At 38.8% G+C, this 12,912-nt stretch carries 13 protein-coding genes; 7 read left to right on the top strand and 6 right to left on the bottom strand.

Annotation, left to right across the window (positions count from 1 at the left end; translation table 11 throughout):
• Positions 1 to 145: 145 nt before the first annotated feature.
• From AY606_RS04085 to erpA, 4 genes are all read left to right on the top strand, one after another.
• The gene (locus AY606_RS04085; protein ID WP_067865167.1) at positions 146 to 1,153 is read left to right on the top strand and encodes a putative solute-binding protein; all 1,008 of its coding nucleotides are present in this window, start codon (positions 146 to 148) and stop codon (positions 1,151 to 1,153) included.
• A gap of 232 nt (positions 1,154 to 1,385) precedes the next feature.
• Positions 1,386 to 2,396 carry a putative solute-binding protein gene (locus AY606_RS04080; protein ID WP_067865166.1) on the top strand — a complete coding sequence of 337 codons (1,011 nt, stop codon included), beginning with the start codon at positions 1,386 to 1,388 and terminating at the stop codon, positions 2,394 to 2,396.
• A 238-nt stretch (positions 2,397 to 2,634) separates the two neighbouring features.
• The gene (locus tag AY606_RS04075) at positions 2,635 to 3,645 is read left to right on the top strand and encodes a putative solute-binding protein (RefSeq protein ID WP_165494327.1); all 1,011 of its coding nucleotides are present in this window, start codon (positions 2,635 to 2,637) and stop codon (positions 3,643 to 3,645) included.
• 117 nt (positions 3,646 to 3,762) lie between these two features.
• Positions 3,763 to 4,098, top strand: coding sequence for an iron-sulfur cluster insertion protein ErpA (erpA, locus tag AY606_RS04070; protein WP_067865154.1), 336 nt, complete (start codon positions 3,763 to 3,765; stop codon positions 4,096 to 4,098).
• Between the two features lie 94 nt (positions 4,099 to 4,192).
• Here erpA and AY606_RS04065 read toward each other — a convergent pair whose 3' ends face one another.
• The 4 genes from AY606_RS04065 to grpE form a co-directional block, all read right to left on the bottom strand.
• Positions 4,193 to 4,570, bottom strand: a complete 378-nt coding sequence (locus tag AY606_RS04065) for a hypothetical protein (RefSeq protein ID WP_155858119.1) — start codon at positions 4,568 to 4,570, stop codon at positions 4,193 to 4,195.
• Between the two features lie 120 nt (positions 4,571 to 4,690).
• Positions 4,691 to 5,602 carry a matrixin family metalloprotease gene (locus AY606_RS04060; protein ID WP_067865149.1) on the bottom strand — a complete coding sequence of 304 codons (912 nt, stop codon included), beginning with the start codon at positions 5,600 to 5,602 and terminating at the stop codon, positions 4,691 to 4,693.
• A 121-nt stretch (positions 5,603 to 5,723) separates the two neighbouring features.
• The gene (gene dnaK / locus AY606_RS04055; protein ID WP_067865146.1) at positions 5,724 to 7,667 is read right to left on the bottom strand and encodes a molecular chaperone DnaK; all 1,944 of its coding nucleotides are present in this window, start codon (positions 7,665 to 7,667) and stop codon (positions 5,724 to 5,726) included.
• Between the two features lie 122 nt (positions 7,668 to 7,789).
• Positions 7,790 to 8,338, bottom strand: coding sequence for a nucleotide exchange factor GrpE (gene grpE, locus AY606_RS04050; protein WP_067865143.1), 549 nt, complete (start codon positions 8,336 to 8,338; stop codon positions 7,790 to 7,792).
• 631 nt (positions 8,339 to 8,969) lie between these two features.
• On the opposite strand from grpE, the gene AY606_RS04045 reads away from it, so the two are divergent.
• Positions 8,970 to 9,191, top strand: coding sequence for a hypothetical protein (locus tag AY606_RS04045; protein WP_067865141.1), 222 nt, complete (start codon positions 8,970 to 8,972; stop codon positions 9,189 to 9,191).
• A 326-nt stretch (positions 9,192 to 9,517) separates the two neighbouring features.
• Here AY606_RS04045 and AY606_RS04040 read toward each other — a convergent pair whose 3' ends face one another.
• The gene (locus AY606_RS04040; RefSeq protein WP_067865135.1) at positions 9,518 to 9,988 is read right to left on the bottom strand and encodes a hypothetical protein; all 471 of its coding nucleotides are present in this window, start codon (positions 9,986 to 9,988) and stop codon (positions 9,518 to 9,520) included.
• Positions 9,989 to 10,190: 202 nt separating this feature from the next.
• Here AY606_RS04040 and AY606_RS04035 point away from each other — a divergent pair, with 202 nt between their 5' ends.
• A complete protein-coding gene (locus tag AY606_RS04035; RefSeq protein WP_067865132.1) occupies positions 10,191 to 11,261 on the top strand; it encodes an alpha/beta hydrolase in 1,071 nt (356 codons plus the stop codon).
• A 55-nt stretch (positions 11,262 to 11,316) separates the two neighbouring features.
• On the opposite strand, the gene AY606_RS04030 is transcribed toward AY606_RS04035, so the two are convergent.
• Complete coding sequence (locus AY606_RS04030) at positions 11,317 to 11,985, bottom strand: acetoacetate decarboxylase family protein (protein WP_067865129.1); 669 nt, start codon at positions 11,983 to 11,985, stop codon at positions 11,317 to 11,319.
• 102 nt (positions 11,986 to 12,087) lie between these two features.
• Between AY606_RS04030 and AY606_RS04025 the strand changes: the two genes are divergently transcribed.
• A complete protein-coding gene (locus AY606_RS04025) occupies positions 12,088 to 12,657 on the top strand; it encodes a peptidylprolyl isomerase (RefSeq protein ID WP_067865126.1) in 570 nt (189 codons plus the stop codon).
• The last annotated feature ends 255 nt before the right edge of the window (positions 12,658 to 12,912 follow it).

Genomic DNA, 12,912 nt, shown 5'->3' with positions numbered 1-12,912 from the left:
GGCTTTAAGTAAATAAATAAAAATGTGACAAGTTATACAAAAAATAGCCTTTCATCAGAAACAGAATTAAATCTCTATTTTTACTATGAAAACAAATCTATAGTCAGTTTATAAAGGAATATGTGAATAAGAATTAGGCGCTCTCATGAAAAAAAGGATTTTAATTTTATCAACCGGACTGTTGTTCAGTTTTTCAAGTTTTGCTCAGGCAAAACATAATATATGTGTATTTGATCTGTTGGGAAAAGCCGGGGAATCTTATAAATTGATTGAAGAGTGGGCATTGGCCAGTAAAAACTGGGGTGTAGATGCCAATTTAATAGCTTATCAAGATGAAGCCAAAGTTGAACAAGATTTTAAATCGGGGCAATGTGATGCCTTTTATATGACCTCAATGCGTGCGCGTGCCTACAATAAATTTGCTGGTTCGATTGATGCGATTGGTGGCGTACCCAGTAATGATATTGCGCAAAAATCCATTAGCTATGTGCTCGATAAACGTAATGAAAAACGTCTGATCAATACCATGGGTAAAGAAACCTTTGAAGTGGTCGGGATTGGACAAATTGGTTCGGCCTATATTTTTGTCCGTGATCGTTCGATTAATTCTTTAGCCCGCGCAGAAGGTAAAAAATTCGCTGTATTACATTATGATTATGCTCAAAAAATTATGGTAACGCGTGTTGGCGCTGTTCCCGTAATGTCTGAGATTTCAAATTTTATCAAAAAATTTAATCAAGCTGAAGTTGAGATTGTTGCTGCACCCGCTTATGCCTTTAAACCGCTAGAAATTTATAAAGGTTTAGGTACCCAAGGAGCGATGATCAATTTTCCGGTGGTGAATGTCACTGCTGATTTGATTATACGTAAAAATAAATTTCCCGAAGGCTTTGGCATGCAATCGCGTAGTTGGTTCGTAAAACAATTACCCAAAAGCTTTGCCATGGTTAAACGTATGGAAGCTGAAATACCGGCAAAATACCGCATGAATTTAAGCAAAGAAGACCAAGTAAAATATCAAAAAATTCTGCGTGAAGGACGAATTGATTTAACCAAACAAGGAATTTATGAGCCGGCCATGATGACGGTATTGAAAAAAGCCCGTTGTACCGTGGAGCGAACCAATTTTGAGTGCTCTTTAAGTGGTGAATAATTCGAGTGTTGTGTAGTAATTTGTAAAATATCTACAGTTTTCTAAATGACCCATAAAAATATTATTTATTAACTATATGATTTTATTATTAACTTTAAAAAATATAAATCAACTGACATTTAAGTCGGAAAAAAATGGAGTAAATACTCTATTTTTTTTTAATAAACTTGCATAATATTTGTGCCATGGATGGAAACTCGTCAAACAACAAGATTCTGAAAGGACCACTCTAATGAAAAAAACGATTCTGGCAGTAGCTGCATTGGCTACTATTGGTTTAGCGACCACAGCACAAGCAGCAAAAGTGGATGTTTGCGTATTTGATTTACTGGGCAAATCTGGTGAGTCTTATCAAATGGCGCAGGAATGGGCGCTGGCTGCCAAAGGCTGGGGCGCTGATATTAATTTAATTCCACGTCAAGACGAAGCTGTGGCTGATAATGATTTTAAAGCTGGCAAATGTGACGGCGTTTTTATGACAGCGATGCGTGCACGTCAATACAATAAATTTGTAGGTTCAATTGATGCTTTGGGTGGCGCACCCAGCAATGCCATTGCTCAACGTGCGATTACATTTGCACTGGATAAACGTAATGCTCCGAAAATGGTCAGTAATTTAAGCGGAAAAAAATATGAAGTTGCGGGTATTGCACCGTTAGGTTCAGCTTTTATTTTTGTACGTGATAAGAGTATTGATTCAATAGAAAAAGCAGCAGGTAAAAAATTTGCAGTATTGGGCTATGACGATGCGCAAAAAATTATGGTGCAACGTGTAGGTGCACAAGCTGTAATCTCGGATGTATCGAACTTTGTGGCGAAATTTAATAATGGTCAGGTGGATATGGTGGGTGCACCTGCTTATGCGTACAAGCCTCTAGAAATCTATAAAGGTTTAGGTAGCAATGGTGCAATGTTTAATTTCCCTGTACTTCAAGTGACGTCAGATTTTGTTATCCGTCCTGACCAGTTCCCAGCGGGTTTTGGGCAAAAATCGCGTGACTGGTTTGTGAAAAACTTGCCAAAAAGTTTTGCGATGATTAATCGTCTTGAAGCCAGTATTCCTGCCAAGTTTAAAATGAACCTAACTGCAGAAGATAAAACTAAATATCAAAAAATGTTACGCGAAGGCCGTATGGATATGACTAAACGTGGGGTTTATGATGCCAGCATGATGACGGTATTGAAAAAAGCACGCTGTTCTGTTGATAAAGCGAATTTTGAATGTTCACTTGGTGGTGAATAACTTTGATTTTTAAAAAGAAAGCCTAGATTATTTCTAGGCTTTTTTATCGAGTTAAATATGTCATTTTCGCCATTGTTGTTGGTCAAAAAACGCGTAATCTTAAAAAATAATGATATAAATTTTTTTTATCATAAACATGAAAGCAAGTATAAAAAGCTTGTAATTCATGATGAATAAAAACTCAAAAGATTCAGTCTAAAACTGAATAAAAACAAAAAACAAGGAAGAAAAAGTTATGATGCAATGGTCTAAAGCGTTGCTACTGGGTATAGGTCTGTGTGCTGTAACCGGTATGAGTCAAGCAAAACAGGTGATGTGTGTATTCGATTTGGTCGGTAAAAGTGGTGATGTTTTTACCCTGATGAAAGATTATCAGTTAGCAGCCAAAAATTGGGGTGCGGATATTGAGTTACGTGTCGGCCAGAATGAAGCGGTCATTGCTGAAGATTTTAAAGCAGGTAAATGTGATGCGATTAGTGTTACAGGTATGCGTGGGCGCCAGTTTAACGATTTTACCGGATCTTTAGATGCCATTGGTGCGATCCCTGATTTAAAACTTGCGGTTAAAGTAATGCAAGGTTTAGCCAGCCCGACTTTTGCCAAACATATGCTGCGGGGAAAATATGAAGTGGTGGGTGTCATTCCAGTGGGGGATGCATTTTTAATGGTCAATGACCGTAGCATTAACACGATTGCTAAAGCAGCGGGTAAAAAAATTGCAGTCTTGGATTATGATGAAGCACAAAAAATTATGGTTCAGCAAATTGGGGCACAGGCGATCAGTGCCGATGTTACCAATTTTGGGGCCAAATTTAATAATGGTCAGGTCGATATTATTGGCGCACCGGCTGCTGTATTTAAACCGCTAGAATTGCATAAAGGTTTGGGTAATAAAGGTGCGATTGTAAATTATCCAATTTTACAGGTGACCGGTAATATTATTATCCGTCCAGATAAATTCCCGGAAGGTTATGGCCAAAAATCACGTGAATGGGTGAGAGGTCAGCTACCGCGTGCATTTGGTATTTTGGGGAAAATGAAAGCGGATATTCCACAAAAATATTGGATGCAAATTCCTGCAGCGGATAAGCCGGGCTATCAAAAAATGATGCGCGAATCACGTGTCGATTTAACCAAACGTGGTATTTATGATAAACGGATGATGAAATTGTTATGGCAATTCCGTTGTAAAGAAGACCCGAAAAATTTTGAATGTAGTCTTCAAGATGAGAACTACAAACAATCTTGATAAAAATACTCGGATTTGACTTTAAATCTGTAGAGACTGACCATATATTGGGTATGCTATACTTGAAATATGGTCTTTATCTTTTAAAGACAACTGAATTGAACAGAGGAATCCAACATGAATGCCCAAGCTCTGGTGCTGACCGACAATGCTGCGAATAAAGTACGCCAATTGCGTGATAGTGAAGGCAACCAAGAATTAATGTTACGCGTTTATGTTACAGGTGGTGGCTGTTCTGGTTTCTCTTATGGCTTTAATTTCGCTGAAAGCATGAATGAAGATGATGCCGAATTTATCAATGGCGATGTGAAAATGCTGGTCGATTCTTTGAGTTACCAATATCTTGTCGGTTCAGAAGTCGATTATATTGAAGGTTTAGAAGGATCACGTTTTGTGGTTCAAAACCCAAATGCAACTACAACTTGTGGGTGTGGTTCTTCTTTCTCACTTTAATAAAAAATTTAAAAAAAAGCCCGTCTTATTGAGAGGGCTTTTTTTCATTAAAAACAGAAATTAAGTAAGCTAGTGTGAAAACATCATTAAAAAATTATGCTTCTAGTTTTGCGGCTTGCAAAATATCAAAAATAACCGTCGTCACATCTTGGCTTAAATCACGATTGTTAAAAATTTCATGCGCCGTAATGGTCACATCTGTATCACTTGGCAGTAAGCGTTGTTCTTCTTCAATCAACTGCTGAATGGGTAATAAGGTCTGTTTTATTTCTAAATGCAGAATATCTTTGAACTCAAGATTTTCATCTTCCAGTTCAATCAGTTGTTCGTTTAAAAATGGCAATAAAATAGAATGGAGGTAGGGTTGAATCTCAATAATATCAAAGATTTCAATCTCACGAGTTTGCTCAATTGTACTAATGTGATCATTCATTTCAATCAGAATATGGTAGTAACTCACACGCGTCTCCAGAGATTTTATGTTGTCATTTATTGACATCACAATAGCATGAAATGAGCCTGATTTCCGATCTATTGCCCTGTATATGCTTATAAAAAGTAAGGGATTTTTGCATTGTATCCGAGTTTAATCTTAACGTGCCCGTAATAAGGCTAAATCCGCTGCCGATAATCTAAAATTTTGCATCTGTTGATCTTTCATTACCGGATACATCAGCGCTTGAGGATCTTGATTGTGTTCTAAGCCGAGTGCATGTCCAAATTCATGTGCTAGGGTTAGACGTAAATCGTCTGCTGACTCGAATTCATAAATATTAATTTGCTTACCATTAAATAAGCCTTTATCAAATAAATGCGGTTGAAAGCGCTGATTAAATTGCTCGACAGATTGATTTAACTGATGGTTAATTTGATTCAGTTCATCCACATGGCTATTCAGTTGCTGAATTTTTTGGTTATACAAATTGATTTCCTGCTCTAGGGCAAAAATTTGTTGTTGTAATTGATGATGTTGTTGTATGAACTGATCGCGTTGCGCAGGATTTACACCCCCATTGTGATTGATCATGGCAATTTTCTGATTATATTGACCTAATTGCATATCAAGCTGGGTTTTTTTAGCCTCCAGCAGACCATTAGCACGGTTTAGTTCTTGTTTAAATTGTTTGAGATTTTGATTCTTATTCGACCAGATTTGCTGATCTTGTTCGATATGGCCTAGCTGTTGGCGGCGTTGATTCGATTCATCTTGACGTTGATCATAAATTAAATGAATCGCCAGTGTGGCATCCGGATCATAGACAAAATAATCTTTGCCTGTACCTTGTTTCCAAATATCCGTGGCTTGTTGGCTAATGAGCTGCACTTCATTTTCAGTTAAGCCAAAACGCGGATCGACTTCTGCAATACGATAACGCAGCCGTGTATCGAATGGATGCTGAATACGGTCCAACAGATTATTGTGCCGAGTTTGTGGATGGTTTCGAGTTTGATAAGTCATGAGCAAAAAGAACATGACCAAAAGGCAGAGCACAACCAAGCGCATAAGGGCTTAAAAAGTTATTTATTTTAATTACTGTATAACATTTATTCGAATTGTAGAAATAAAAAAACCGCGCTTTCGCGCGGTCTTTTTTAACTTTTTCAAATCAAATTAAAGCGACAAATTATTTTTTGTCATCTTTAACTTCAGTGAACTCAGCATCTACAACGCCGTCGTCCGCTTTTTGAGATTGACCTGCATCACCTTGGAAGGCACTCGGGTCAAAACCTTCAGCGCCACCTTGAGCGCCTTGCGCAGCTTCATAAGCACGTTGGCTAATCGGCATGATGATGTTTTGCAGCGCTTCAGTTTTCGCTTTGATTTCTTCAACATCATTTTCTTTCGTTGAAGCTTCAAGCTCAGAAACCGCAGTTTCGATTGCAGTTTTTTCGTCTGCAGTGACTTGTTCGCCAAGATCTTTCACTGCTTTTTGCGCGCTAGCAACAAGAGCATCTGCTTCGTTACGTGCTTTAGCAAGTTCTTCGAACTTACGATCTTCTTCAGCATTCGCTTCAGCATCTTTAATCATCGCTTCAATTTCAGCATCGCTCAAACCTGAGTTTGCTTTAATTTGAATGGATTGTTCTTTACCCGTGCTCTTGTCTTTGGCAGACACTTTCAAAATACCATCCGCATTGATGTCGAAAGATACTTCAATTTGTGGCACACCACGTGGAGCAGGTGGAATGTCGCCCAATTGGAAGTTACCCAACAATTTGTTTTGCTGCGCCATTTTACGTTCACCCTGGAACACAGAAATGTCTACAGCAGGTTGGTTGTCAGCAGCAGTTGAGAACACTTGAGATTTCTTCGCAGGAATCGTGGTGTTTTTCTCGATGATTGCTGTTAACACGCCGCCCATGGTTTCAATACCAAGGGTCAACGGCGTTACGTCTAGAAGCAATACGTCAGTTTTGTCACCAGACAATACTGCACCTTGAATCGCCGCACCCATCGCAACTGCTTCGTCAGGATTCACATCTTTACGTGGCTCTTTACCGAAAAATTCTTGAACTTTTTGTTGAACCATTGGCATACGTGATTGACCACCTACCAAGATTACGTCAGAGATGTCTGAAGTCGAAAGACCAGCATCTTTTAGTGCAATACGGCAAGGCTCAATGGTACGCGCAACTAAATCAGCAACTAAACCTTCAAGTTTTGAGCGAGTTACGTTGATCACCAAGTGTTTAGGACCAGTCGCATCAGCTGTGATGTACGGAAGGTTGATTTCAGTTGCGTTAGAAGAAGAAAGCTCGATTTTTGCTTTTTCCGCAGCTTCTTTCAAACGTTGTAACGCAAGTGGATCTTGTTTTAAGTTAAAGCCTTGTTCTTTCTTGAACTCTTCAACCAAGTATTCAATGATTGCGTTATCGAAGTCTTCACCGCCTAGGAAAGTATCACCGTTGGTCGACAATACTTCAATTTGCTGGTCGCCATCTAGGTCAGCAATTTCAATGATGGATACGTCGAAAGTACCACCACCCAAGTCGTAAACCGCGATTTTACGATCGCCTTCTTTTTTGTCCATACCGAACGCAAGAGCCGCAGCAGTTGGTTCGTTGATGATACGTTTAACATCAAGACCGGCAATTCGGCCTGCATCTTTAGTGGCTTGACGTTGTGCATCATTAAAGTAAGCAGGAACGGTAATCACCGCTTCTGTAACAGTTTCACCCAAATAATCTTCTGCAGTTTTTTTCATCTTTTTCAAGATTTCAGCAGAAACTTGTTGTGGTGCCAATTTTTTATCGTTTACATCAACCCAAGCATCACCATTGTCTGCCTGAATGATTTTGTAAGGTACCAGACCGATATCTTTTTGAACCGCTTGGTCTTGATACTTACGACCGATCAAACGTTTGATCGCGAATAATGTATTTTTAGGGTTGGTTACCGCTTGACGTTTAGCAGATTGACCCACCAAAATTTCGCCATCTTTATAAGCAATAATTGATGGAGTTGTACGAGCGCCTTCAGCGTTGTCGATAACTTTAACTTTGTCGCCTTCAAGTACTGCTACGCAAGAGTTTGTAGTACCTAAATCAATACCAATGATTTTAGCCATTTGGATGCTTCCTCAAAATTATTTTTTGCAATGCTTTTGCTTGTTATCCGATATGAGAGCCATTCAAATTTTTTCAAGTTTATTTCATCAAAAAAAGTGAAAAACTCTCGAATTTCTTTACCTTATTGACCGACTAAGACCATTGCTGGACGAAGCAAACGGTTCGACAAGGTATAACCTTTTTGCAGTACAGTACCAATTTCACCTGCTTTAGCATCAGGTGCGATACCCACTGCTTGATGCAAGTCTGCATTGAAACCGTTATTCATATTCACTTCGACTACACCGAATTTTTCTAGTGTGGTAAGTAGTGATTTCAATGTAAGTTGTACACCTTCAAGCAATGGAGATTCCGTATCACCAGCAGCTTGAATGGCGCGTTCTAAATTATCGACGGTGTCGAGTAATTCTTTGGCGAATTTTTCAATCACAATTTCTTTATGCTTTTCAGCATCACGTTGAATGCGTTCCACACTTTTTTGCGCTTCATATACCGCATTGGCGGTACGTGCTTTTTCAAGCTTTAAACTTTCTTCCAGATTTGTAATCTGTGCCTGTAAATCTTCAACTGAAACTTCAGCCTGCTCAGTTTCAGCTTGAGTTTGTGCTGTTTGTTGATCAGCTTGCTCTTGCCCTAGATCTTGAGCTTGTTCGTTTTGCTCAGCCGCCATAGATTTACTCCGTTTAAATGGGTTCTTAAACATGTACAGTCCTTTTGGCTTCAGTGTTAACTGGGTTAATTCTGAACTGCCATGAGTGATAAAATTCATGATTAGTACAAAGGTCGGGGCAGGCGATAAAAATTCAAGCGAGACAATCAATTAAATCTGTTTAATTTAATCAAAATCAGCAAAAATTCTGCTTTTTGGAACATTTAGGCAAAAATTGTAAGGTTCTTTGTAGTCAATAGTGAGCGAATAGATAAAACAACAAAGCGGCTGATATGAAAACTTGCGCATCAGTTGCTGGAATAATCAAGTTTTTTTGTTCTAGCTCAGTGTGTATCGAGTAATGAATTAGGGCGGATGAGGAAGAAAAATGCAAAGGCGATGAATGTTGTGAGCTGTAATATCAAACTTAGACTTAAAAACGATCAATATTGAATGAATTATGTATTTTACAAAATAAATTAGATTGATTATTATTTCATCTAGATTCTATCGCTGTAGTTTCTTCTTGGTATTTTGAAATTTGTTTTCTAAGCTTATCCAACCTCTGGGTAAGCTTTTTTTTGCCTTAAATTTGCCAAATCCAGCATGAATAGAATTTATGAATCTGTTGAGCAAGAATTTTTAGAGAGCAATGAAAGGTAAAGGAGGGTTAAATGAATTATTCCTGCTATTTTTACTAGGTTGTACTTCTAATGAAACGACACAAAATCCTGAGATTGTTAAAATTACTACAGATCTAGGCGTTTCAACTCAAGTGCAACTAGGCGGTAGTGGTGTTCAGGCAGATACTTCGGTCCAAGCAGATGCTACCCACTCTGGTTCTACTCATCAAAGTTCGCAAGCCGTGCAGTAATTACCAGATTATAGAGAGCTAAAGGATGAGATAATTTATAAGCTCAGAACAGTGTCTTCAGCTGAAGGATTCAGCCTAGATGGTAGCAAGGAGACTTCTATCCTCTATTTAAGCGATATCGCAAATTAAATATGGGATGGCTTGAATCATCATTTCAGTAACAAGGTATAGGGATCTGAGCTGGATTATTTTAATTCAATAAAAATGCCCTTTCAATAAAGGGCATTGAGTTAATTAAAATGAAGCGAGTGTAAACGGATCAGTTGTCCCGACGATCATGTTTCTCGTTAGAGCGACGATGTTCATCCCAACGGCTTGCTTGAGACTTACGTTCTTGCTTGAGACTTACGTTGTTGTTGCATTTTTTGACCATTTTGCGTATTAGCTTTTTTACGCAGTTGTTCTGAGCGCTGGCGTTCAAGTTCACGCTTTTTTCGATCCCAATCGGATTGGGTATTTCGATTTTTTTCGGCAGATCTTTTACGCTGTTCTAATTGGTGTTGCTGTTCACGTTTTTTACGCTCCCAATCAGACTGTTTTTGCCGATTTTGTTCCCACTGACGACGCTCAAGCTCACGTTTTTTACGTTCTAGTTCAATTCGGTTTTGACGCTGTTGATATTCCCAACGTTGACGATTGCGTTCTTGGTCATATCGATTGTCGTAATCTCGGTCATAACGACGGTCATAGCGATTATCATAACCCCCATTGTAATAACCGCCATCTTCTGGAAATGCCACACAACCTACAGCTAAAAATGTAGTCGCTAAACAGAGTATAATCAGTTTTTTAGTCATGGTTTGCACCCTTCTTCTTTTAAGGAGTAGCAAAAAACTCCGAAATATACATGAAAATTGTCAATGACAAGTTATTATAAGAAGATTAGCGTATGAATGTTTTTACTGTGTATACAGATGATTAGACTTATATAAGAGTATGGTCACTTATTTGCTGATCATGTAGAAAATGTGAAGAATATAATAAAAGGAAGGGATATTAATGGTTGCTTTTAATCGAACGCTACAGACAATGATAGAAAAAGGGCAAGGCACGGCAGCACGTACCTTGGATCGATTGCCGAGTTTTGCACAAAAGTCTTTAGTTAAAATTTTAAGATATCCACATCAATATCCTGAACTGGATCCTTTAATTCAATGCATGATGGCGGCCCAGTTAAAACAGGGCAATAGCGGTTTCATCGGCGAAGATGTTGTCCACGCGCGTAAAACTTTTGATTTACAAATGCAGGCAATTAAGAGCAAGTCCACGCCCGTAAAGCGAGTTGAAGATATACGGCTTCCTTTACATAGCGGCACCATTTTCGCGCGGCATTATCATCCTGCACCGAATAAAAAACTTCCGCTGGTGGTGTTCTATCATGGTGGTGGTTTTGTGGTGGGGAGTCTGGACTCTCATGATGAGGTGTGTCGCTTACTTGCAGTGCATGCAAAGGTTCAGGTGCTGAGCATCGATTATCCTCTAGCGCCTGAAACCAGCCCGACAAAACTGATCCAAACCTGTGAAGATGCACTGGCATGGGTATATCAAAATAGAAAACAGCTTAAAATTTTAAAGAACAGAATTTCGGTAGCCGGGGATAGTGCGGGCGGCAATATTAGTGCAGTGGTTGCTCAGCGTAGTGTCAATAAAGTTTATGCACCGCAAGCCCAATTATTGCTTTATCCTGCGGTCGATTTTAAAAGTCGTCATCCATCGTTCCATGCATATAAAGAAGGTTTGGTTCTGACCGGTACTGATATCGATTTTGTAACGCAATATTATGCAGATACACATCAAGTTAAACTGGATGATCCGATTATTTCCCCGACTTACGGCCAACATGACAAATTAGCGCCTGCCTTTGTGATTACAGCGGGTCATGATGTGTTGCATGATGAAGGGGAAATTTATGCCTACAAGTTACGCCATCGTGGCGTGAAAGTGCATTATCAGGAATATAGTGATCAAGCGCATGGTTTCGTGAATCTTACCCCGGTTTCTTATCGAGCCAAAAAGTACTTCATTGAAATTAGTAAGAACTATAGAAAGTTTTGGGATAAACACGCTTAAGCCTTTTTAACAAATTCGACTCTGTAGTTCTAAGGTGTTTCACGTGAAACACCTTTTATTTGTTCTCAATTTTGGCGGTAGGCAGAATAAGTCTAAATTCTGGAACATAAAAGCTCTGTAAATATTTGGCTTGGGAAAAATCTGGAAAGATCTCCAACGTGTTTTTCCACGAAGCCTGTTTGAGCTTGGATAGTTTGCCACGAAATTGAGGGCTGAACTGATAATGCAAACCTTGCCAGGTCTGATGGATACCGAGCAGCCGCGCGGGTATATGATGGCTATTAATGTAAAAATCCTTGCTGTGCTTATACTTCTGTAGGCATAAGCTCATGTCTTGCTGCCCAAATGAAATATTGCAATACACCACATTATCTTTCATCAACCATTCAAATTGAGCCAACTGTTTCGGGATTCCCCAAAAATGTTGACCATGTAGCATAGAGGCTTCGGTAGATACATAAATTTTGGGAATTGAAGACAAGCGTCTTTTGCTCATTAAAGGATGATCTAGAATCAACAGTTCATCATAAGGACCTACCGGGGATTCTTGATAACGAACCAACATCACCTGAACTAATCGACCCAAGGGAGAGGGAGCAAGTTGGAAAGTCTGATTGCATTTAATAAAATTCGGCGTTAACCAATAATTTAAAATAAAGGCATCACCCTGCAAATGCCAAGGTGGGTGGTGACGCAAAGTTGTAGTGGTTAATTCTTCACTCATTTTTATTCTCGTTTGTTCTCAAAAAGAGATGCTGTTTTATTTATAGTGAACGATTAATATATAGATATTCACAATTACAACTTGAAGTAGAAGAGTAAAGAAATGTTAAAACCAACCTTATTCGCTGTTGCTGCTATTTTTATGAGTGGACAAGCAATCGCGGCAAACTCGATTGTAGAAATGAAAACATCTATGGGGAATATTGAAATAGAGCTCTTTAATGATAAAGCACCTATTTCAGCGAAAAATTTTGAAGGCTATATAAAGGATAACTTTTATAACGGCACCATTTTTCATCGCGTGATTCCAGGCTTCATGATCCAGGGGGGAGGAATGGATGCCAACATGGTAGAGAAGCAAACCAAAGCTCCCATTCAAAATGAATCGTATAATGGTTTGAAAAATATACGTGGCACTTTAGCGATGGCGCGTACCAATAATCCAAATTCTGCAAGCAGCCAATTCTTTATTAATACTGTAGATAATGACTTCCTAAATAAAAGCCAGATGAATGCAGGCTATGCCGTGTTTGGTAAAGTGACCAAAGGTATGGATGTGGTCGATAAAATTACTCAAGTACCGACTGCAAACTTTGGCATGCATCAAAATGTACCCAAGCAAGCAGTAAAAATCGTGAGTGTGACTGTTAAAGCAGCACCCGAGAAAAATTAATACAAACTAAAGCAGAAATATAAAAATTAATATTTTTGCTTTAAAACAATATCTTATAGTTGTTTTGTATAAAATTGACCCAATTTGGTGCATAAAAAAAACACACTCGATAAAGCAAGCAGTCAAAAGCGCTTGCACGTGTAAGAAATTGCCCTATAATGGGCGCATACCAACGAGATATGTTGAAACGAACGAAGCGCGAAGCGCTGAGTTGTTGAGATTATCTTGTTGTTTCTTGTCTCTGACGAAGAGCAA

The organism is Acinetobacter sp. SFB (assembly GCF_001647545.1).
Lineage (GTDB): Bacteria > Pseudomonadota > Gammaproteobacteria > Pseudomonadales > Moraxellaceae > Acinetobacter.
The sequence above is the reverse complement of the archived record's forward strand: the minus strand, read 5'-3'. Positions and strand labels throughout refer to the sequence as shown.